Below are 20459 nucleotides of genomic sequence, written 5' to 3'. Positions count from 1 at the left end.
GGGGTAAAAAGGCGATCGTTCCTTGTAGTGCAAGGGTTTGTGAGATTTGAACATTCCCCCTACTGGGGGAACTTCAGCCTAAGTGTTCAGATTTTCACAGAAACCACGGTCTTATTTCTTGTAAATTAGGTGATTACCGAGGAGCACAGGCAGATCACAGCCGAGCAATTCAACTAGCTCCTAGCAATGATCAAGTCTACAATAGCCGAGGTTTTACTCGTTTACAAATGGGGGACGTGCCAGGAGCACTTAAAGATTTCACCCAAGCAATTGAACTAAATCCTGATTATGCCCTTGCTTGGAATAATCGAGGTGATGTCTACTTTTTGAAACTAGGCGATCTGCAAAAAGCGCTTGAAGATTATACTCAGTCAGCTTTGCTGAATCCCCATAATGAAAAAACTTTCTACAACATGGGGGTTATTCGTTTTAGGTTCGGGGAAAAAGAGAAAGCGCTTGAGAATTACACTCAGGCAATTCAGCTTGAACGGAAATTTGCTGAAGCTTATCACAAGCGAGGCCTTGTCTACGGTCAGTTGGGAAATCACCAAAAAGCAGCTCTGGATCTTCACCACGCTAAAAATTTATATCATGTACAGGAAAAAGAAGAAAATTATCAAGAGGTACTTAATCTAATAGAAGAACTTCAGCAAGAAGATTGAGAGCGATCGCATTCAGTAAATTGATAAAAAGAGCGATCGCTACATTGCTTAAAGCTTCAAATATACTATTCACTGTAATGATTCTTACAAGCTGCGATCGCAATTTCGACCTCCGTAACTTGGTAAACCAAACGATGTTCGTTATCAATGCGCCTCGACCAAAAACCACTTAACTCGTATTTCAGATGTTCAGGTTTGCCCAATCCTTCAAAGGGCGATCGATCTATATCTTTAATCAATTCTACAATTTTGCGATAAATCTTTTTGTCTAATTTTGCCCATTCATTAAAATCTGCAAAAGCAGAAGATTCAAAAATAATTCTTCTGCTCATTGCAAATCCTGTAGATCGACTTCAACTAAATTTTGCCTGTCTTTAACATTTTCAATAGCTTTCAACAGTTTGTTTCTATTGACTTCCGATTTCAAAAGATATTCGGTTTCATCGCATTCTGAGACAATTATTTCAATCTCTTTATCTCCAAAAATCGCTTTGATTTGTTCTAAAAAGTTACGGTCTAGTTCGCTGGCTTTTAAACGATAAACTGTTGACATCGTTTTTACCTATTTTTGATTGCGTTAAAAATTAATATTGCCTTTAAATACAGTTTGAAGTTGACACTAATGGCTGGCAAAATAGCCAGCCATCAAGTTGTTTTAGCGTTTCACCAACTTCTTAGAAACCTTCCGCAAGCGAATTGATTTCGGTGTTACTTCCACCAATTCATCCTGGCCGATGTACTCCAAAGCGCGTTCCAAACTCATATCGACTGGTGCTTGCAATTGCGCCAATTCTTCACCGCCAGATGCGCGGTGGTTTGTCAACTGCTTCGACTTGCAAATATTCAGCTCCATGTCTTCATCTCGGTTGTTTTCGCCGATAATCATCCCTCTGTAAACCTTGGTTCCAGGGGTAATGAAAAATACGCCACGGTCTTCAGCATTTTTCAGTGAATAAGTAGTTGCAACTCCTTCTTCAAAGGAAATCAATACTCCGTTGCGACGGGCGATAATTTCTCCACCGAGGGGGCGATAGTCGAGGAAGCTGTGGTTCATAATTCCAGCGCCGCGAGTCAAGCGCATGAACTCGCCTCGGAATCCAATCAAACCGCGAGCGGGGACTGAAAATTCGATTTGGGTGCGGCCGGTGCTGCTGACGTGCATATCTTGCATCTCTGCTTTCCGCTGACCGAGGCGTTCGATGCAGCCGCCGACTGCTTCTTCGGGTACGTCTAACACCAAACATTCAAAGGGTTCGCAGGGACGACCGCCGACTTCGCGGAAGATTACTTGGGGCTGGGATACTTGGAATTCGTATCCTTCGCGACGCATATTTTCGATCAGGATTCCGAGGTGGAGTTCGCCACGGCCGGATACGAGGAATTTGTCGGGAGAGTCGGTTTCTTCGACGCGCAAGGCAACGTTGGTTTGGAGTTCTCGCATTAGCCGATCGCGAATTTGCCGAGATGTTACCAAACTACCTTCTTGACCGCAGAACGGCGAATCGTTTACAGAGAAAGTCATCTGCAAAGTCGGTTCATCTACCTTGATTAAAGGCAGCGCTTGCGGGTCGTTGGGGCAGGTAATTGTCTCGCCAATATACGCATCAGCAAAACCGGCAACGGCGACAAGATTACCAGCAGAAGATTCTGGGATATCAATCCGCTTCAGGCCTTCAAAGCCCATCAATTTGGTAATTTTTGATTTGACAAGCGCGCCGCTTTCGGTGATTAAGACTGCTTGTTGACCGATTCTAATCGTGCCGTTGTGGATGCGGCCGATGACGATACGACCGACGTATTCTGAGTAATCTAAGGTGGTTACTTGCAGTTGCAGCGGTTTGTTGGGGTCGCCTACGGGGGGCGGTACGTGGTCGAGGATTTCTTCAAAGAGGGGCTTCATATCTACCCCTTCGTCTTCGAGGTGTTTTTTGGCGTAACCGCTTAAGCCGGAACCGAAGAGATAGGGAAATTCGCACTGATCGTCGTCAGCACCTAGTTCGAGGAATAGATCCAAAACTTTATCGACGGCTTTGTGGGGGTCTGCTCGCTCGCGATCGATCTTATTCACAAAGACGATCGGGCGCAGTCCTTTTTCTAGGGCTTTTTTTAGTACGAACCGCGTTTGCGGCATCGGCCCTTCGTTGGCGTCTACGATCAGCAGACAGCCGTCAACCATGCCGAGAACTCGTTCGACTTCTCCGCCGAAGTCCGCGTGTCCGGGGGTATCGACGATGTTGATCAGGGTTTCTCCGTACCTGACGGCGGTGTTTTTGGAAAGGATGGTAATGCCACGTTCGCGCTCGATGTCGTTGGAGTCCATGACGCAATCTGGGATTTCTTCCCCTTCGCGGAAGATCCCGGACTGTCTGAGGAGAGCGTCCACAAGGGTGGTTTTGCCGTGATCGACGTGAGCAATGATGGCGACGTTGCGAATGGGAAGACTCATAATGCGTCTGGAACGTTAAACGGATCTAACTAAAGATTTCTTAATAATTGTAGCGCATGAAGTCAAGGGCCGATCGAGCGCGGCTGTAAGATTCGACTGCGATCGTCGCTAGAATCAAGATTATGGAAGCGCAACCGAGAGAAATTCAGCGTTACACCACGCCTGACGGCAGAGTTTTTTTCGATCGGCAATTTTGAGTTGGCCTTGGTGAAGAAGCTTGGATACGGGGCGATCGCCGATATTAAGATGAGTGTGCAAGTACGATCGACTTTATGGAAGTACAACCGAGGGAAATTAGACGTTATATTACCCCAGACGGTAAAAATCCTTTCGCAGAGTGGCTTAGTTCCCTGCGAGATTTGAATGCGGTAGTTAAAATTGAGCAAAGGCTTGACCGAGTTCGCTTAGGGAATTTAGGAAACAGCAAGTCTGTTGGGGAAGGAGTCTGCGAATTAAAAATTGATTTTGGGCCGGGGTATCGCGTGTACTTCGGACAATTGGGGTCAACAATAGTTCTTCTTCTCTGCGGTGGGGATAAAAGCACTCAAGAACAAGATATCCGCAAAGCTAAGGAGTATTGGAAAGAATATGGAGAACGCGAAAATGCCAACGAGCGATAGTTACCAGGCCTATCTGATAGAAGCGCTCAAGGATAAAATACACGCTGCGGCTTATCTAACAGCGCATTTGCAAGACGAAGAGCCTGAACCTGGTTTGCTGGAACTCGCACTTCGCAATGTATTTGAGGCTCTTGGCGAACCAAATATGTCTGCAGAGGATGCTAAATTGCATTTGGAAAAATTAGATCTTTTGTTGTCGGGAGAAGGAAGTGCGAGAATTTATGCTTTGGCAAGTTGGCTGAAGGCTCTGGGATTGAAGTTATCTGTTGTGGTTGATGAAGGGGATAAAGGGGAAGAGAAAGATTCTGTTAGTGCTGCTGAATTGGCGGAAGTTGGTAATATTTGATGAGGCGCTAACTTCCCAAACATGGCTTTTTAAGTTTTTTTGATTGAGGGTAGCACTATGTCAGAAACCGAACTAGATTTAGTATCAATAGCCACGAGAGTATTGCAGCTTGAAGAAGAGCAAGTTATTCTGAAAAAATATCTAGCCAAACTTAAGAGGCAGTTAGAGGCACAGGAACAGAGATTTAACGATCGCCCTGAACCGCAAATGCTAGAAAGTTTGACTGCTGAAATTGCGTCCCTGCAACAGCCGTGTGATTTGGGAAATGGCGATATGTCGGTCATTGCTGAGCAGCCCATCGAGCTTGACACCGAGACCGAAAAGCCAAAGTCAGACTTTCAGTATCAGTTAGTATGCGATCGTCCCAACAGTCGTGCTGTCTTGATGGAAGCTTTATCACTAGCTCAAGAGCGGCTGATTATTGTTTGCCCTTGGCTCAATTGTAACAGCATTAATGATGAATTGCTGCAAAAAATTAGAGAGTGTTTGAACCGAGGATGTTTGATAAATATTGGCTGGGGTTATCTGGGAGACAGGCAAAAAATCGGCAAGGGATGGCGCTACAATGCTTTAGCAGATTTGCAAGAATTAGCCAGCGAATATCCCGATAAATTTTGTCTCTCTTTATTGGGAACTCACGAAAACTTTTTAGTATGTGATTCTAGTTTTGCCATGTTGGGAAGTCACAATTTGCTGACAAATAGCGACAAAAGTGCCGAAAAAGAAGTGGGGATTCGCACGAATGACTGCCAGATTGTCAAGCAATTAATTGAGCGATTTGATAGCAGCGAAGTATTAAATGAGGAGGAGATAGAAAGGCGGTTTGTAGCCAGTTCGGATTACTTGGATAGAGCCGATTATTTGGAAGGATTAGCGGCGGATACTGAAGATATTGCTTTAGAGGATAGCGGTGAGGATTTGGATGATGAGTCTGAGGAATGTCGAGAACCTGTTGTTAGTGTTGAGGATTTTTGGCAGCGTTACAGTGAGGGAGAAAGGGATTTTACAGGGATTAATTTAGCGGGTGCTAATCTAACAGGTAAACACCTAGCTTCTGATGTCAACCTGAGTAAAGCTAATTTGAAAAAAGCTAATTTAAGGGGTGTTAATTGGCAGAGGCTCAACCTCAGCGGGGCAATTCTTAATGGAGCAGATATGAGGGAGGGCTATTTGTCTAGCACAAATTTTAGCGAATCTAAACTAGGCAGTGTCAACCTTTCTAAGGCTGATTTATCCAGTGCTAATCTGAATCAGGTAAACTTAGTCAATGCCAACCTCGATCAGGCTAATTTATATAGTGCTAATCTGAATCAGGCAAACTTAGTCAATGCCAACCTTACTCAGGCTAGTTTATCCAGTGCCAATCTGGAGCGGGCAAATTTAATCAATGCCAACCTCTCTCAGGCTAATTTACAATCAGCTAAACTAGAAAAAGCAAAATTGAGCAAGGCGAGTTTAAGAGGAGCAAAACTAGAAAATGCAAATTTTAGTGAAGCCGATTTGAATGGTGCAAACCTCAGCGGGTCTAAACTTAGTCAACAAACAAAATTCACAACTGCAAACCTCAGTCAAGCTAACTTAAGCGGGCTATACTTAAGGAAAACCGACCTAAACAATGCTGATTTGACAAAGGCAAATCTGAGTAATTCTAACCTTTTAGAAGCCAACCTCGATCGAGCAAATCTCAAAGGAGTTCAGCTTCAAGGAGCTATTTGCAATCAAGCAACTTTATTTCCTACTGATTTCGATCCCGTGAAAGCGGGCGCTTACTTAATTGCTCCTTATGTATCGCTGCAAAATGTCGATCTAACTGGTAGGGACTTGAGCAGTGTTAACTTGATGGGAGCCAATTTACAAGGTGTTAATTTGATTTCTGCACAATTGACGAGTTCCAATTTGAGAGATGCGAATTTGAGTGGGGCAAAACTTCAGGGAGCAAACCTAGACGGCACAAATTTGAGCCGAGCTAATTTAAGACAGGTTAACTTGAATGATGCAAGATTACAAAGTGCCGATCTAACTACAGCAGACTTAACCGAAGCTGATTTGCGACAAGCATATTTATATGTTGCAAAACTGCGTGGTGCTGACCTAATTTCAGCAGACCTCCGCGCGGCAAACTTAACAGGTGCAGACTTATCTGGCGCTAACTTAACTGGTGCAAAAATAGGAGGAGCAGAGTTGGCAAATGCTAAACTCACTGGTGCAATTATGCCAGATGGATCTACTCACGAATAAAATTAGTTAAGGGGTTTGCTAAACAAACTCTACTCAAAAAGCCTGAATACATTCTTTCACCATAAAATAAATATAATGAGAGGTTGTCTAAAAAAGTGATTGCTCTTCCGTTTCTAAGGTCGGGGGCCGATCGCCCTTTAATATCTAATTACTTAAATTCACAATACTTGCCCTTTGTCAAGCATAGAATTGGTGAGGTTGCGGATTTGAGAGCTGGCTGCTGAGAACGGTTCGACTCAGACAGAGGTTGCCACTCGATCGGGCGTTCACTACAGCACGCTGAAAAGCTATGCCCGATCGCCCGGTATGGCAATGGCTGACATCGGTGCTCTGCTAAAATTGGCGCGGACGTTTGATGTGTCGATCGCAGAATTGTTCGATTTTGTGGAACAGTAACAAATTACACTTAAAATAAACCAGCGCTACCAGCGCCAACCAGTTCGACCTCGCAGGAACGATCGACTGTGGGCCCAAGTAACAAATGCGAGAGTTGGCGGATGGGACGGGGCGAGGTCAGAAAGAGATGATATACTCTCAGCGGCAATTGTAGCTGTCCGATCGCCCATATCGGTCTACAATTTGTAACGTTGAGCCTTATTGAAGTGCAGGAGTGGAGCTGGCTTGGATAACGCTAGTCTGTCAAGAAAACCCCCGCAAGCCTCGGAGCTTGTCGCCGACGAAATTCCAGAAGCAGTGCGAGACCACCCATACCCAGAAGCACGGCAGAGTCAGTCTAAGAAAAAAGGGCTGATTTGGAAACTGCTAGGGTTGGCCGCCTTAGCCTTTGGGGTCAGCATCTGGCTGCACCTCAACTTTAACTTGTTCCCAGCCACCAGTCAGGCAGAGCAAACTCAACAAGACTCAGCGCCCACCAGTTCCGCGTCTCCGTCTGTCGCGAGTCCAGCTACCACCCCAAAAGTCCCCGCAATCCCAGAAAACCTGCTGGGACACTTGCCATACCCAGAAGCACCAGCAAAAGACTTGGTAAGCGTCACCTCCGACGGTAGCGTCAAACTCCGCACCTCAGCAGCAGCAAAATATCAGGAAATGGTTAACGCCGCAGCGGCATCAGGCATCTACTTCGCTCCCATTTCCGGCTTTCGCTCCCTGCAAGACCAACAGCACGTATTTTTTGACGTGAAAGCCGAACGCAGGCAAAACGCCAGCAAGCGAGCCGAAGTCAGCGCCCCTCCAGGTTACAGCGAACACCACACCGGTTATGCGATCGACATTGGCGACGGCACCGCCCCGGAACACAACCTCAGTCCCAGTTTTGAAAATACCCAAGCATTCAAGTGGTTAGAAGCCAACGCCGTCGCCTTCAGCTTTGAAATGTCATTTCCCAAAAACAATCGCCAAGGCGTCAGTTACGAGCCTTGGCATTGGCGGTTTGTGGGCGACAAGCAAAGCCTCGAAACTTTCTACAAAGCTCATTCCATGAAAAAGTAGATGTCAGTTGACAGTTGACAGTTGACAGTTGACAGTTGTCAGAAGGAAGGCACTACACGGATTAACACGGATACAAGGATAATAGACTCTCCCACTCCCCCGCTCTCTCTCCTCTTATGCCACATTCCCCCACTCCCCCCCACTTCGTTGAGCCAAACTCGTGATTGCAATCTATCCAGGCAGCTTTGACCCCATTACCTTCGGTCACGCAGACATTATCGAGCGGGGATCTAAACTTTTTGACCGGGTAATTGTTACCGTCGTCAGAAACCCCAGCAAAACGCCTCTCTTCACCGTAGAGGAACGGATCGAGCAGATCCGGCGCTCTACCCAACACTTGCAAAATGTAGAAGTAGACAGTTTTGAGGGTTTGACAGTAAACTATGCTAAGATTCGACAAGCCAAAGTGCTGCTGCGGGGGCTCCGGGTATTAACAGATTTTGAAATGGAACTCCAGATGGCCCACACCAATAAAACCCTTCTGGGTGAAATTGAAACAGTTTTTTTGGCAACTTCTAACGAGTACAGCTTTTTAAGTAGTAGTGTAGTTAAAGAAATAGCCAAGTTTGGTGGCTCCGTAGATCATCTTGTTCCGAAACACGTCGCCCTAGATATTTACAAATGTTACGCCAGCAGGAACCAACTCGCATCGAACCCGACACTACCGGACGCGGCACTGAGAACGAATCACCTCAGAACACAGCCACCTTCGGAGACCCCACCCGAACCGCAGGAGTAGACATCCAGCGGGAATTGAATCGGCTTGAGGAAATTGTTCTCGACAGTCCGCGAATTCCCATGACCAGACGCACTCTGGTGGATGAAGAACAGTTGCTCGATCAGTTAGACTTGGTGAGGTTAAATTTGCCGATCGCCTTTCAGGAAGCCGAGACGATCATCCGGCACAAGGACGACTTGCTTCAAGAAGCGGAACTTTACGCTCAGGAAGTGATAGAAGCAGCAGAACAGCGAGCAGCAGAAATTTTAAACGATATGGGCTTGCTCCAGCAGGCGAAGATAGAGGCAGATCAGTTGCGACAGCAAGTTTTGCTCGACTGCGAGGCAATTCAGCAGGCGACGCTGGCGGAAGTCGAACAAATTCGCTACCAGGCTCAAGAAGAATTGGAAGAGATGAGAGTCAGGGCGATGGCTGAATGCGAGGAAATTCAGAACGGAGCTGATGATTATGCCGACCAAGTTCTCGATAATATCGAGCACAAGTTGAGCGATATGCTGCGCGTGATCCGCAACGGGCGCGATCAGTTGGATAGTGTTTCTGCGTCGCACATCCATCACAGCAACGGTTAGCCAACAGTGAACTCATTGCTTGAACATTTCTAAAAGTCTACCTAATTTAGGTAGATTTTTTTTCGCAATAGTCTCTATAGTCTTTATTCCTCAGTCCCAGCAGTCGGTGACTTATTTTTGCCGGCCTAAGTTTTGTGAAGATAGGAGCAGATATAAAATTTCATGCTAGAGTTTGGTGAAAACTAATCAGACAAAAAATTCTTAATTGGGTTCCAATTTTTACAATCTAATTTTTACCATGCAAAAAGTTTCTAATCGGTTCGCTGAATTTGATTTGATCCGAGCTTTAGCAATCGTCAGTGTGGTGATTACTCATGCTGGGTTCTTTACATTTCGCGATCGCAGAATTTTATTTGTGGCGATCGATACATTTCAACTATTTTGCGTACCTGCATTTTTACTGTTGAGCGGTTTTTTTCTTAGCAACAAACTGGAAAATCAAAATAATCCCGCACTGGTAGTCAAAAAAAGACTGTCAAAAATTATACCCCCTTATCTGTTTTGGTCAGTAGCTTTGTACATCTTAAATAATTTGGGAGAAATCCAAAAATTTGACTTACTTTCATTACTCAGAGATATCTTGACGGGTTCAGTGATGCCTCCCTATTACTTCATCGTTGTGATTGTTCAATGCTACGGCTGGTGGTGGCTTCTCGTGAAATTAAGATTTTTAGAACCCAGAAAAATTTTGGCTTTGGGCTTAACAATTCAAACAATTTTTACAATCTTCTTCTACTTAACCGCTTTCCAATACATATCAATACCTCTACCTTTGATGGAGCGCTGGATTTTCAGTTGGATTTTGCCATTTTCAACTGGTCTATTTTTGGGCAGCTCCTATGACAGAATTCAACCCGTTCTCGAAGGAATGAAAATGCCAATTTTAGGGGCCACCATCCTTTTTTATCTAGCTAGCATTTGGGAATTTTACCTAAAAAGTGGAGTTAATTCGGAGGCATGGTTTCTCCGATCGTTTTTTAAACTATCTGCTCAAGGATACGCAATTTTGTTCGTATTGTCGATCCTCGCATTTTCTAAGAATATTGCACTTCCCAGTAGAGTGTCTGGGTTAGTCAAAATATTGGCTGCTTACTCATTCCCTATATATCTGCTGGATTCGACAGTAGTGAAATATGTCTTGTTAGTGTTTTATAAGTTTATTGACCCGGTAAATCCGCTACTGAAGCTCGGCTTTTTAGTTACTGGGACTTTGTTAGGTTGTTGGGCGATTATTTACCTGTTGCAGAAAGTTTTGCCGCCAAAATACAACCAATACATTCTTGGAATTTAAGCGGGTTTTGTGTTCAGCGGATGTCTTCATAAAACTGCTTGAGATACCTTGGGGAAACGCCAAAACCCCACAAAAAACCAATCGAAAGATAGATCGCAATAGCTTTAAATTCGCCCCAAGTTGCAACTCGACGGTCGCTACTTTCCACTACCCGATTGACTAACTTAAGTCTTCCCCGTCGCACTAACTTCAAACACAAATCCGCTTCCTCCATAATTGGCAGCGCGGCATCGAAACCAGCGCATTCCCAAAAATCGGTACGGCGGCAAAAAATAACTTGGTCGCCAAACAGCAAGCGCAATCCTTTGAAAAATAAATGAGGTCGAAATAACAGCGGCGCGTAATAAGTTTTTAGGTAATTGTGGAGGGAAAAACCCCATCTTGTTTGCTGCGAACCAGCCATCATGGAGATAAACCCGCCGCCGGCAATTTCGGCATCGGACAATGTTTTCTGGATGACTGCTACAATGTCGTCGGGAACTAAAGTATCGGCGTGGAGAAAGCACAGAATTTCACCGGTGGCGACTTGAGCACCTAAGTTCATTTGCACGGAACGTCCGGCTATACTGCTAGAAATAACGCGCGTGGCGGCGGAAAGTGCGATCGCCACTGTTTCGTCTTGACTGCCACCGTCTACCACCAACACTTCCCAAGCGGGAGGATTAAGGATGCTGAGTTGGCGGAGGGTGCGTTCCAGACAAGTCGCTTCGTTGAGGGCTGGGATGATAATAGAAACGCGATCCATCTGGTTGAAATTTATGCCAAAGATATTATAATAAACAACTGTGGCGATTCACAATTCACGAGAAAATAGAACTTACGCCTACAGATTCAAAAACCCGGTATCTGCCTGTGAACTCGTCACGAAACATCCGATTTTCTACAGAAATTGGTTTTTTGGGCGTCATTCCTATAAAATCACGCAAAAGTGCAATCGCCCTCTATATTTTCCACTAATCAGGACAGAGAAAATCGTGCAGAAAACAGAAGTAAAAAATGATTTAGAATTTTATGAGGAAAATGCCGATAATTGGTGGGACGAAAATGCTAAAATTTATGCCTTATACCATCTAAATAAACCCAGATTTGAGTTTTTCGACAGACATGCGACTAATTGGCAAGGGCTGAAAACCTTAGATGTCGGGTGCGGCGGTGGCTTTTCTTGCGAGTTTATGGCCGAGAGAGGTGCTATTGTTTCTGGAATAGATCGATCGCAAAAATGTATTGTAGCAGCTCAAAATCACGCATTTACCAGCGGTTTCGAGATTAACTACAGGCAAGGTTTTGCCGAAAATATGCCCTACGAAGACAATACCTTTGATGTTGTAATCTGCGTGGATGTTTTGGAACATGTGGCCGATTACAAAAAAGTTGTGTCTGAGGTTCACAGGATTCTTAAGCCTGGGGGACTGTTCTTTTTTGATACAATCAACCGAACTTTTTCCTCGCAAGTTGTGATGATTGGGCTGATGGAAAATATTTTGCAGGAGATTAGGCGGGGCGTTCACGATTGGGAAAAATTTATTACCCCGGATGAACTGTCTGTTGTAATGCGCGATACGGGTTTCGGCAAGATTGAAATTAAAGGTTTTGATATGTTTGGAGAAATGGGCGCTATTTTAGCCCAGATGCACGGTTTTTGGGGGAATCTTACAAGTGGAAAGCAGCTATTTCCTTCGGGGGAAAGTTTCCAACAAGTTTCTCAAGTGCTAATCTCTAATATCGCTAACTATTTTGATTACAAAAAGTCGGGCTTGTTTAAAATCAAAATTAATGAGGATACGTCGATTATGTATGTGGGCGTAGGGGCGAAGAATTAGTCGGTTAATTGGTGACTCTTGTCATTAGGGGCGGGTTTTAGACTGGTTTTTGCGATTGACAAATCCGGCTAAACCCCGCCTCTATTACATTTTTTAGGGTAAGCACGCAGCGGTACACCTTATCCTGTTGAGTGCAATACACATATTCCGTAGGCACGGCGCCGTATCCTTACTGTATTGCGGGCAATTGAGAATTGCTATATTGGCGAGCGCACGACAAACCTAAGTCTGGGCTCAGGGATACTGAGTATCGATCGAATTTTCATGACTCGCCCCAACTCCTCAAATAGCGATCGAGCAAGCATATATACTTAAATGTTAGGGCGGACATAGTGGCATCGCCCCTACCGATTCACAATTTATCAAGAATTATGCCAGCAAGTTTTCTGCCAAAATCGATCGCACAACTTACAGAATCTACCTCAATTGCCTTAGCCCAAAGCATTCAACAAGCAGCAATTACAACTCCCCTATCTTCTCGACCAATTGCCACAACCTACGTGCGCCAAGGCAGTGGCAACACACCAATTTTGCTAATTCACGGCTTCGACAGTTCCTTGTTTGAATTCCGCCGCCTGTTGCCGCTGCTAGCTGCCGAAAATGAAACTTGGGCGGTTGATTTGTTGGGTTTCGGGTTTACAGAAAGAGCGGCAGGCTTGGCATTCAGCGCGAGGGCAATTGAAAGTCACCTTTATTATTTTTGGAAAACGCTAATTTCGCAGCCTGTAATCTTAGTCGGTGCTTCAATGGGAGGTGCAGCAGCAATTGATTTCACTCTCAATTATCCAGAAGCTGTAAAACAATTAGTGTTAATAGATAGCGCAGGTTTTGCCATCAGTTCTAATAAGGGAAAGTTTTTAATTCCTCCTTTAGGGTATCTGGCAACTTCATTTTTACGCAATCCCAAAATTCGCCAGCGAATTAGCGTCAATGCTTATTTCGATAAAAATTTGGCTTCTCAAGACGCTCAAACTTGTGCTGCTTTGCACTTGGAAATGCCCAACTGGAATCAAGCTTTAATTGCGTTTACCAAAAGCGGAGGTTACGGTGGTTTTGGGGAAAAATTATCGCAAATTCAGCAGCAGGCGCTGATTTTGTGGGGAAAACAAGACCGGATTTTGGGGACGGCGGATGCGGAAAAGTTTGCAAGGGCGATCGCAAATTCTCAACTAATTTGGATACCCGACTGCGGGCACGTTCCCCACTTAGAAAAGCCACAGATTACCGCGCAACATATTTTAGAATTCATCACAAAAAGCGGACTCACGCAAAAAAATTAAACCTAGGGTGCGCTGCGGCGCACCTTATATATATGTTATATATATGTTTTCCCTTGGATATTTGGTATAGTTTGAGGTCAAATAGACAGGTTTCAAACTTTCGGCAAATACTTTTGTACGATCGTCCATCCTGTGAGCAACACAGTCACAAATCCCCCAAACAAGGCCAAATTAGTGCCGATGTGGAGGGGGCGGGCCCAAGGATGTTTAGGGCCAATTTGCAGCCCGCTTCCAACAGAAACCAACACCAAAGCCACAACAGCTAACCCCGCCGGTAAATGAGCCGAGTGACCCAAATTGCCGTAGTATCCTAGCGTACCGACTACACCAATTCCCAGCAGTAAAATTACCAAAGTTGCCATTCCCGCACCAGTGGCTAAATGAAAGGGACGCAGCCATTTTGGGCGCGGTTGTTTGGTACTCCTAGCGGCAAACATCCACGTTCCAGTAACGGCCAGCAACAAGTAAGCCAACAGGGAAACACCCATTGACCAAGCCGCTATTTTCCACAACCACAAGAAAGAAGGCAGATTCATCGGTTGCATCCCTAATTAGGATTTTCCACAAAAGGTTTCTTTCCGATTTTACCTGGACTTGAAAGCAAAAATGAATTATTTTGAGATCAAGTGAGATGTGCGCTCGGACTATCCACAGATTGCATCAGTCTTACCTTAAAGTCAAACCCACTTTCTCCGACACTCAGCTTAATTTATGCTAGAGATTGGTCGCTCACCTTTTTAGGAGCCACCTTTCCATTCTAGCTGGCTGGTTTTGCTCTCCATGAAAGGCATTTTATAAAACCCTAATTTTTGTTCTAAGATTAACCGGAAAAAAGGCAGACCTTCAATCAAATATCTTTTCCACAACCTTCTCGGTTCACTTAACAGTCGGTACGCCCATTCTATGCCGACTTCGCTCATCCATTTGGGAGCTCTGGCTTTGCAACCAGCTTCAAAATCAATGGTTGCACCTACGGCTAAGAAAATTTTGACGTGTGTTAATTTGCTCCTGTATTTAACCAGCCACTTCTCTTGCTTGGGCGCTCCCACTCCTATAGCGAGAACAGTCGCTCCTGATTTATTAATCGCGTCAATTATTGTTTCACATTCTTCCTCGTTTTTTTCAAAGCCAAAAGAAGGAGAAAGTGCTTCAACCACTATTTCTCTACCAATTTTTTGGTTAATTTTTTCCTGGGCTTTCTTAGCAATACCTTCAGCCGCTCCTAGCAAAAATATTTTAATTTTATCGTTATCTTTGTGATACATATAAAAGGCAGGAAACAAATCCGAACCTGAAATTTTTTCTTTGAGAGGAGTACCCAAAAACTTCGAGGCATACATCAATATTTGACTGTCGCAGACTCTATAACTAGATTTATTGTAAGCTTCATAGAAGTCGCGGTCATACTGCAACTTAATCAAGTGGTCTACATTTGGCGTAAATACAACACCGCCTTCGGAGTCGAGTTTTTCAAACAACTCTGTTATTGAGAAGTTATCTATCGAGACATTCAATAAATTAACTGTTTTCATTTATTATTCCCTTCCTGCTTTATATTAAACTACAACTCAAACTATTATAACCCGCAATACAGTTTCGTGTTTTCACTGCTTGGGCGCTTCATTGAACATACTTTTCTCAGTATATCCTCCTAGACCCTACCTGTCTAGTCAGGATTTTTAAAGATTATGTAAAGAATCAGCTCGTTTTAGAAAAAGTGTATAAAGCCAATTTTGAAGTTTATAAGTCCCAACACAGTTTCAAGTAAACAGCCATCCAGTGCTAATACTTGTTGAAGCATGGCATATGAATGTAAAAAAAAGAGTTTATGAGATTAAAAGTTTAACCTAGTGAAAAATATCTGGCAACTTCTGAACTGGATTTCATCCAAAAGTGGTAGATTTTTTAGTTTTTGTCTCCAGGGAAGGCAACCTAGTGTCAAGCTTGCAGTGAAGCAGCGATCGCCTTCAGGAAAATCATCCGGATTTTTGGTGAACCAGCGCCTGTCTTCTTGGTGGCGAACTGGTTTTCTTTGCCTTAAGACTTTCTGGAGCTTTTAAGACGAGACCCGATATTCCTCCAGCAATCAGCGCAAAAATCGGGTTAGTCATAGCATTCAAAACACAGTCAAACACGTACATACTTAAGGCTACTCCCAGGGCGGCAGCAGGGGCTACTTTGGGATTAGACCAGGTTCTGGCGGGATATTTGAACAAGCAAAAGACGATAACAGGAAGTAACATTGAAGAAAATAAACTAACTAAACCGACTGCACCGTTGATGCCAAATGCAATAATCCATAAGCTGTCGGTGACCGAGATATCATCACCGTACTCGTTATACACGCGGTTTCCGCCGGAATCTCCCCAGCCAAACATAAATCTTTGCCGCGCCTTTTCCCCCAATATCTCTTCATTGTCAAATCTAAACTTCAAAGAGGCGGCTCGTTCTTCGCCAAATATTTGAGTAATGAATGCAACCACGTCTTGGCTCGAAAATTGACCCGATGCAGCTATGTACAGATAAAACACTATATATCCAATTATCAAGAGCAAGGGCAAAGAGGTGCGAAAAATCTTGGCAGAGAATAATACGAGCAACGCCATTCCAAATAAACTGTAGGCGCCAGTAGAACGGCACAGGAAAAAAGCTATAGTTAATATAATTGCTAAAGTCTTGATGTTACGGCCCATAAACTTTTTGAGCGTCCCAGTTTGCCACAGCCAAACAGCAATTAAGGCGGCTGTCATCATCCACAGGCCCACCATCAAACCGTGCTGCATAAACACTACTGGTCTCCACCCCCCCAAACGCCTTGCTTGACCCCAGTCCTCAAAGGCATTGACGCCGTAAATCATTTGGTGCAGAATTGGGCCCCTAACCCCTTCAATTAAAGTAAAAGGAATGTAGGCTAACCCACCTGCAAAAATGCCGATCGCTAATTGTCGCAGCCCGTCTAAACTACCCACATACAAGCGTCCTAAAAAATAAGGCAGACCCCAAGTAACGATTTGGTTGATAGTCGGAGAAATCGGGCTGCCACCATTACTAACTTGTGAAATAATTGGACACAAACAGTAAATTACCATTGGCACGTCCAGCCAACCGGGCTTAAAAGAGGTGAGGCGCGCAGTATCGTAGATAAGAGTCCCCAGCAAAATCCCGTAGCAAGCTGCAGAGATTTTGGTATACGGTGGCAATGAGGGGATGGGATAAGAAGCTTGCGGTAAAAAAAGCCACGCTACTACAAAACTTATAATTACCGCCCGCTGAGCCGGAAACCTTATAAACAGGTAACAAACGACTGGAATAAAGCCGAACATAGCCAGTGGGATCAATGCAACCATAGGTCTTTTTTGGCAGTAAAATTGTAGAAAGAAAACTCAAATTGCCCGATAAAAATTCTCGATTAAACGATCGCCCAACCCCACTCTTTTAAATCAACCTCAATTTTACATCTTGTTCGTTAATTGTGCCTGACGTTCCAAAGCAGTGTACAGTGCCGCCTCGAAGAGATTAGTTGCATCCTCCCAAGTATAATTTATTACCGTATCCAAAGCTGCCTCGGACATTGCGCGCCATTCGGCATCAGGCAACTGACAAATCTGCTCGATCGCTTTTGCCATATCCTCTGGGTCTTCTGGCTTGACAAGTATGCCACCCCCGCCAGCAAGTAGTTCCGGAGCCGCACCAGCAGGAGTGCCGATGACTGGAGTGCCACAAGCCATAGCTTCTAAAATTGGCAAGCCGAAGCCTTCGGATCTGCTGGAAAACAGCCAAGCATCGCATTTGCTGTAAAATTCTTTTAGTTGGTCTTGAGTAGGTTCCTTATTATACTCAGTATCCTCTGGCATCAAATGGGGAAGAGGACTATCGTCGCCGGAACTAAATGCAACTAAACGAAGGTTAGGAATTTTTTTAGCAGCTATAGACAAAGCTTTCAGGGCAATATCGCAGCCTTTCCAAGGAGTTGTAGTATAGTACATTCCGACTGTAGGAACTAATTGCTTGCCTCGTGGCTGCTTCGCTCGCGACTGGGGGTCGTAAAACTGTTTGGTGTCCACCGTAGGAGGGACGAGAGATACAGACAAATCGCCGTATTCATTCCGAGCTATGTCGGCCAGCCACTGGGCCACAGCGATTTTGTGCATCGGCAGCCGCCAAGTTGCCTCTACTCGACCTTTTGGTACGTAGTCAAAAGCCTCATAATGTTGGAGAAAATATACTTTCGCTCCTTTGCTGGGAGAGAGTTTTGCCACCCACTCAGCAGTTTCCCACCAAGTAGCCATGATAATATCGGCATCAGGCACGTCCAGGTCGGTAATTGGACGGTTGGTTTCGAGAACTCGACTTTCGACATCCACTTTGTCAAAGTGAGACTTTTGTGTCTGGGAAGCGGACAGCCAACCCCTACCCCTCAGCAGTGATCGCAATTGTTGGAGCAAAGTTGGTTGCGGCACGGGCATAGACACGATAAATATTTTGTGTCCTCGCTTTTGCAGCAGTTCTGTGTAGATAGATAACACCCTCATACCACCTGTAAGGCTCAGGGTAGGAAGGACAAAAGTAATTTTCATGAATAGATGCTGAAGATTGATACTGGTTAAAACTCCTCCATAACAGCAAGTTCGCACTTACCAGCCTATTTTTGGCTTTTTTGCGGGGTGCGGATCTGTGCTGGAGGCGATCGTAACTCGATAGTCGAGCCGATCTTAACTTTGTCGTCAGGGACTTTTCCCAATTACAAATCGGGAGATGTTTGATGACAAGACAAGTTTAACCGGTAACGGAGCCAGCCTTAAAACCTCCGTTGCCCTCTAGTTAAGATTTTGGCAGATCAATTTATAACCTGTATTCCGTCGTCGCTGCGGTCAGAATTCGTGTCGAGACTGCTGCGTAGAAAACAGGACACAGGCGATTTTATTTGTAGCAGAAGTACCCCACCAAACGATATTGAGTTTCTCCCCAGAATCCGGCGCCGAAAACGCCCGTAGCGCCGAATTTCAAATGGCAGCGCGGCACTTAGCATTCAACCAGAATTTTTTTGTCCGCATAGTAGGGAGAAAAGCAATCTATGTTAACCTCGCGGTTTTTAGATTTGTCTACAGCAACTTCCAATGCCGCTTCAAAATGATCCGTGGCATCTTCCCAAGTATAATTGTTTACCTTGGCATAGGCGGCTTCAGACATGGCTTGCCACTTGGAATTTGGCAACTGACAGATAGACTCTATGGCTTTTGCCATTTCTTGGGGATCTTCTGGTCTTACAAGTATGCCAGTACCGCCGCTCAAAATTTCAGGAGCAGCACCTGCTGGGGTACTGATGACGGGAGTGCGGCACGCCATCGCTTCGATAATTGGCAAGCCGAAGCCTTCTGATCTGCTCGCCAGCAGCCATGCATCGCATTTGCTGTAATAGTCTTTGATTTTGTCTTGGTCGGGTTGAATTACATACTCGGCATTGGCCGGTAGGGGCAATTCCGAGGATGGGGCATCTACACCGAAGGCAACCAGACGCAAGTTGGGGATCTTTTCGGCTGCTAGGGAAAAAGCTTTGAGGGCGATGTCGGTTCCTTTCCAGTAGATTGTAGAGTACATTAGGCCAACTGTAGGAACCGATTGTTTGTTGCGAGGACAGGCGTAAAATTGTTTGGTGTCCACGCTAGGAGGAGCTAAGGAAACTTGGTCATCGCCATATTTAGTCCGAGCTAGCTCAACTAACCACTCAGAGATCGTAATTTTGTGCATGGGCAGCATCCAAGTTGCTTCTACTCTTCCTTGAGGTAGATAGTCAAAAATTTCGTGGTGCTGGATAAAATAAGCTTTTGCTCCTTTGCTAGGAGAGAGTTTGGCTACCCACTCGGCGGTTTCCCACCAGGTGGCAACTACTACGTCAGCGTCAGGTACATCTTTGTCTTCTACGGGGCGGTAGCGATCGGTAATTTTGTGTTCTACACCTAAGTTATCGAAAAATGAGGGTTCATTTTCAGGTGGGGAAATCCAACCCCGTCCTCGCAGCAGCGACTTGACTTGCTGGCGCATACTCGGCTGGGCACTGGGTACAGAGATGACGAACACGGAGTGTCCTCGCTTTCTCAAAAGTTCTGCGAAAATAGATATTACTCGTATTCCACCAGTCAGAGACAGAGTAGGAAGAACAAAGGTGATTTTCATTTTTAAGTCCCGCTGACGACTTTAACTCGCTCTCGGCGCTGCTAGCAGCGCTGATATTAGAGCCCAAAAGGAAAGAGGGGCGGGTGAATATTAATTACCGCTTTCCTGGTGTTTACATAGAATCCAACTGATCGACTGTTCGCAACACCCCAACATCTATCTGCCAAAATATCACTGTCATTGCATTGATGATAAGGATTTATTTGATCGCGAAACAGTTCCTAGAGGGATAATTTTCAGGTCAGCGAAAGTTCCTCCTGAAGATAGATTCCTCATCAAATAGGAGCTTTGTTCGCGACAAACACCAAGCTAGACAACACCCTCTGTTAAAGATAACATCATTTACGATTAAACAGACAGAGATGTACGGTAAACCGAATATCAGCCAACTTTTAATGTGGGGGATAAAGGTAGCATTAACAACAATATGCAGTAGATAGACACCGCTTTTGGCAAAATTTTATACTCGATTCAAGAGGGGAATTCTTACCTTGAGAATGTTGATTGCCTCATTGAACCAACAGAGCTAAATACAATCAGTGGCTGTGGTTTTTTGGTAACTGTGCTGTCGGTATTGCTTGATACAATATCCTATTTGGTCAAGATTCAGAGATGGTGGTTTTCTCAGATACCAGCAGGGGCGCGATCGCGCGAATCACCGTTGTGAACGCGCGAATGAGGGGAGAAACCCTGTTTTTCAAGCGATATCCCTAGCCCTCACTTGTCGTATGTTCGTGTAAAAACCCGGTTGATGCGTCCACTGTTTGACAAAATAGGTTTCCCAATCGTGCTAAAGAAGATAGAGTTTTACCGATATAAATTTAG

General features: G+C 44.8%; 20 protein-coding genes. 11 read left to right on the top strand and 9 right to left on the bottom strand.

Annotation, left to right across the window (positions count from 1 at the left end; all coding sequences use genetic code 11):
* The first annotated feature begins 227 nt into the window (after window positions 1-227).
* A complete protein-coding gene (locus tag QUA03_RS11065) occupies window positions 228-662 on the top strand; it encodes a tetratricopeptide repeat protein (RefSeq protein ID WP_333212011.1) in 435 nt (144 codons plus the stop codon).
* Window positions 663-727: 65 nt separating this feature from the next.
* Here QUA03_RS11065 and QUA03_RS11060 read toward each other — a convergent pair whose 3' ends face one another.
* The 3 genes from QUA03_RS11060 to typA form a co-directional block, all read right to left on the bottom strand.
* Complete coding sequence (locus QUA03_RS11060) at window positions 728-994, bottom strand: Txe/YoeB family addiction module toxin (RefSeq protein WP_333212010.1); 267 nt, start codon at window positions 992-994, stop codon at window positions 728-730.
* Window positions 991-1215, bottom strand: a complete 225-nt coding sequence (locus tag QUA03_RS11055; protein ID WP_333212008.1) for a hypothetical protein — start codon at window positions 1213-1215, stop codon at window positions 991-993. Before QUA03_RS11055 ends, QUA03_RS11060 begins: the two co-directional genes overlap by 4 nt.
* 102 nt (window positions 1216-1317) lie before the next feature.
* Window positions 1318-3108, bottom strand: coding sequence for a translational GTPase TypA (gene typA, locus QUA03_RS11050; protein ID WP_333212007.1), 1791 nt, complete (start codon window positions 3106-3108; stop codon window positions 1318-1320).
* A gap of 272 nt (window positions 3109-3380) precedes the next feature.
* Between typA and QUA03_RS11045 the strand changes: the two genes are divergently transcribed.
* The 8 genes from QUA03_RS11045 to QUA03_RS11010 all read left to right on the top strand — a co-directional run bounded on the left by QUA03_RS11045 (window position 3381) and on the right by QUA03_RS11010 (window position 10360).
* On the top strand, window positions 3381-3728 hold the full coding sequence (locus QUA03_RS11045) for a type II toxin-antitoxin system RelE/ParE family toxin (protein ID WP_333212005.1): 348 nt from the start codon (window positions 3381-3383) through the stop codon (window positions 3726-3728).
* The gene (locus QUA03_RS11040; RefSeq protein ID WP_333212003.1) at window positions 3712-4074 is read left to right on the top strand and encodes a transcriptional regulator; all 363 of its coding nucleotides are present in this window, start codon (window positions 3712-3714) and stop codon (window positions 4072-4074) included. The genes QUA03_RS11045 and QUA03_RS11040 overlap by 17 nt, the downstream gene beginning before the upstream one ends.
* 57 nt (window positions 4075-4131) lie before the next feature.
* Window positions 4132-6312, top strand: a complete 2181-nt coding sequence (locus QUA03_RS11035; protein ID WP_333212002.1) for a pentapeptide repeat-containing protein — start codon at window positions 4132-4134, stop codon at window positions 6310-6312.
* A 213-nt stretch (window positions 6313-6525) separates the two neighbouring features.
* Window positions 6526-6708 (top strand): helix-turn-helix transcriptional regulator, encoded by a 183-nt coding sequence (locus QUA03_RS11030; RefSeq protein WP_333212016.1) that lies wholly within the window; start codon window positions 6526-6528, stop codon window positions 6706-6708.
* 225 nt (window positions 6709-6933) lie between these two features.
* Window positions 6934-7761 carry a M15 family metallopeptidase gene (locus tag QUA03_RS11025; protein WP_333212000.1) on the top strand — a complete coding sequence of 276 codons (828 nt, stop codon included), beginning with the start codon at window positions 6934-6936 and terminating at the stop codon, window positions 7759-7761.
* Between the two features lie 160 nt (window positions 7762-7921).
* A complete protein-coding gene (coaD, locus tag QUA03_RS11020) occupies window positions 7922-8500 on the top strand; it encodes a pantetheine-phosphate adenylyltransferase (protein WP_333211998.1) in 579 nt (192 codons plus the stop codon).
* Window positions 8383-9069, top strand: a complete 687-nt coding sequence (locus tag QUA03_RS11015) for a DivIVA domain-containing protein (protein ID WP_333081909.1) — start codon at window positions 8383-8385, stop codon at window positions 9067-9069. The genes coaD and QUA03_RS11015 overlap by 118 nt, the downstream gene beginning before the upstream one ends.
* A 238-nt stretch (window positions 9070-9307) precedes the next feature.
* The gene (locus tag QUA03_RS11010; RefSeq protein WP_333211997.1) at window positions 9308-10360 is read left to right on the top strand and encodes an acyltransferase; all 1053 of its coding nucleotides are present in this window, start codon (window positions 9308-9310) and stop codon (window positions 10358-10360) included.
* A 13-nt stretch (window positions 10361-10373) separates the two neighbouring features.
* On the opposite strand, the gene QUA03_RS11005 is transcribed toward QUA03_RS11010, so the two are convergent.
* Complete coding sequence (locus tag QUA03_RS11005; protein ID WP_333211995.1) at window positions 10374-11105, bottom strand: TIGR04283 family arsenosugar biosynthesis glycosyltransferase; 732 nt, start codon at window positions 11103-11105, stop codon at window positions 10374-10376.
* Window positions 11106-11334: 229 nt separating this feature from the next.
* Between QUA03_RS11005 and ubiG the strand changes: the two genes are divergently transcribed.
* Together ubiG and QUA03_RS10995 are read left to right on the top strand one after the other, a co-directional pair.
* Window positions 11335-12180 carry a bifunctional 2-polyprenyl-6-hydroxyphenol methylase/3-demethylubiquinol 3-O-methyltransferase UbiG gene (gene ubiG, locus QUA03_RS11000; protein ID WP_333211993.1) on the top strand — a complete coding sequence of 282 codons (846 nt, stop codon included), beginning with the start codon at window positions 11335-11337 and terminating at the stop codon, window positions 12178-12180.
* Between the two features lie 371 nt (window positions 12181-12551).
* Window positions 12552-13460: an alpha/beta hydrolase gene (locus QUA03_RS10995; protein ID WP_333169355.1), complete on the top strand. Its 909-nt coding sequence runs from the start codon at window positions 12552-12554 to the stop codon at window positions 13458-13460.
* Between the two features lie 92 nt (window positions 13461-13552).
* On the opposite strand, the gene QUA03_RS10990 is transcribed toward QUA03_RS10995, so the two are convergent.
* The 5 genes from QUA03_RS10990 to QUA03_RS10970 all read right to left on the bottom strand — a co-directional run bounded on the left by QUA03_RS10990 (window position 13553) and on the right by QUA03_RS10970 (window position 19634).
* Window positions 13553-13996 (bottom strand): DUF4079 domain-containing protein, encoded by a 444-nt coding sequence (locus QUA03_RS10990; protein WP_333067855.1) that lies wholly within the window; start codon window positions 13994-13996, stop codon window positions 13553-13555.
* Between the two features lie 201 nt (window positions 13997-14197).
* Window positions 14198-14992 (bottom strand): WecB/TagA/CpsF family glycosyltransferase, encoded by a 795-nt coding sequence (locus QUA03_RS10985; protein WP_333169352.1) that lies wholly within the window; start codon window positions 14990-14992, stop codon window positions 14198-14200.
* A gap of 444 nt (window positions 14993-15436) precedes the next feature.
* Window positions 15437-16807: an O-antigen ligase domain-containing protein gene (locus QUA03_RS10980; protein ID WP_333169349.1), complete on the bottom strand. Its 1371-nt coding sequence runs from the start codon at window positions 16805-16807 to the stop codon at window positions 15437-15439.
* A 105-nt stretch (window positions 16808-16912) separates the two neighbouring features.
* Window positions 16913-18037 (bottom strand): glycosyltransferase family 4 protein, encoded by a 1125-nt coding sequence (locus QUA03_RS10975; RefSeq protein WP_333211991.1) that lies wholly within the window; start codon window positions 18035-18037, stop codon window positions 16913-16915.
* 445 nt (window positions 18038-18482) lie between these two features.
* Window positions 18483-19634: a glycosyltransferase family 4 protein gene (locus QUA03_RS10970; protein ID WP_333211989.1), complete on the bottom strand. Its 1152-nt coding sequence runs from the start codon at window positions 19632-19634 to the stop codon at window positions 18483-18485.
* Window positions 19635-20459: the final 825 nt, after the last annotated feature.

It is taken from the genome of Microcoleus sp. S36b_A4, from assembly GCF_036700645.1.
Classification (GTDB): domain Bacteria; phylum Cyanobacteriota; class Cyanobacteriia; order Cyanobacteriales; family Microcoleaceae; genus Microcoleus.
This window is presented reverse-complemented; position numbering and strand designations above follow the sequence as displayed.

Excerpts from the sequence above, each read along its gene's own strand:
- QUA03_RS11065 (WP_333212011.1), top strand. The coding sequence starts at position 228 with ATGGGGGACGTGCCAGGAGCACTTAAAGATTTCACCCAAGCAATTGAA.
- QUA03_RS11060 (WP_333212010.1), bottom strand. The coding sequence starts at position 994 with ATGAGCAGAAGAATTATTTTTGAATCTTCTGCTTTTGCAGATTTTAAT.
- QUA03_RS11055 (WP_333212008.1), bottom strand. The coding sequence starts at position 1,215 with ATGTCAACAGTTTATCGTTTAAAAGCCAGCGAACTAGACCGTAACTTT.
- typA (WP_333212007.1), bottom strand. The coding sequence starts at position 3,108 with ATGAGTCTTCCCATTCGCAACGTCGCCATCATTGCTCACGTCGATCAC.
- QUA03_RS11045 (WP_333212005.1), top strand. The coding sequence starts at position 3,381 with ATGGAAGTACAACCGAGGGAAATTAGACGTTATATTACCCCAGACGGT.
- QUA03_RS11040 (WP_333212003.1), top strand. The coding sequence starts at position 3,712 with ATGCCAACGAGCGATAGTTACCAGGCCTATCTGATAGAAGCGCTCAAG.
- QUA03_RS11035 (WP_333212002.1), top strand. The coding sequence starts at position 4,132 with ATGTCAGAAACCGAACTAGATTTAGTATCAATAGCCACGAGAGTATTG.
- QUA03_RS11015 (WP_333081909.1), top strand. The coding sequence starts at position 8,383 with ATGTTACGCCAGCAGGAACCAACTCGCATCGAACCCGACACTACCGGA.
- QUA03_RS11010 (WP_333211997.1), top strand. The coding sequence starts at position 9,308 with ATGCAAAAAGTTTCTAATCGGTTCGCTGAATTTGATTTGATCCGAGCT.
- QUA03_RS11005 (WP_333211995.1), bottom strand. The coding sequence starts at position 11,105 with ATGGATCGCGTTTCTATTATCATCCCAGCCCTCAACGAAGCGACTTGT.
- QUA03_RS10995 (WP_333169355.1), top strand. The coding sequence starts at position 12,552 with ATGCCAGCAAGTTTTCTGCCAAAATCGATCGCACAACTTACAGAATCT.
- QUA03_RS10990 (WP_333067855.1), bottom strand. The coding sequence starts at position 13,996 with ATGAATCTGCCTTCTTTCTTGTGGTTGTGGAAAATAGCGGCTTGGTCA.
- QUA03_RS10985 (WP_333169352.1), bottom strand. The coding sequence starts at position 14,992 with ATGAAAACAGTTAATTTATTGAATGTCTCGATAGATAACTTCTCAATA.
- QUA03_RS10980 (WP_333169349.1), bottom strand. The coding sequence starts at position 16,807 with ATGGTTGCATTGATCCCACTGGCTATGTTCGGCTTTATTCCAGTCGTT.
- QUA03_RS10975 (WP_333211991.1), bottom strand. The coding sequence starts at position 18,037 with ATGAAAATTACTTTTGTCCTTCCTACCCTGAGCCTTACAGGTGGTATG.
- QUA03_RS10970 (WP_333211989.1), bottom strand. The coding sequence starts at position 19,634 with ATGAAAATCACCTTTGTTCTTCCTACTCTGTCTCTGACTGGTGGAATA.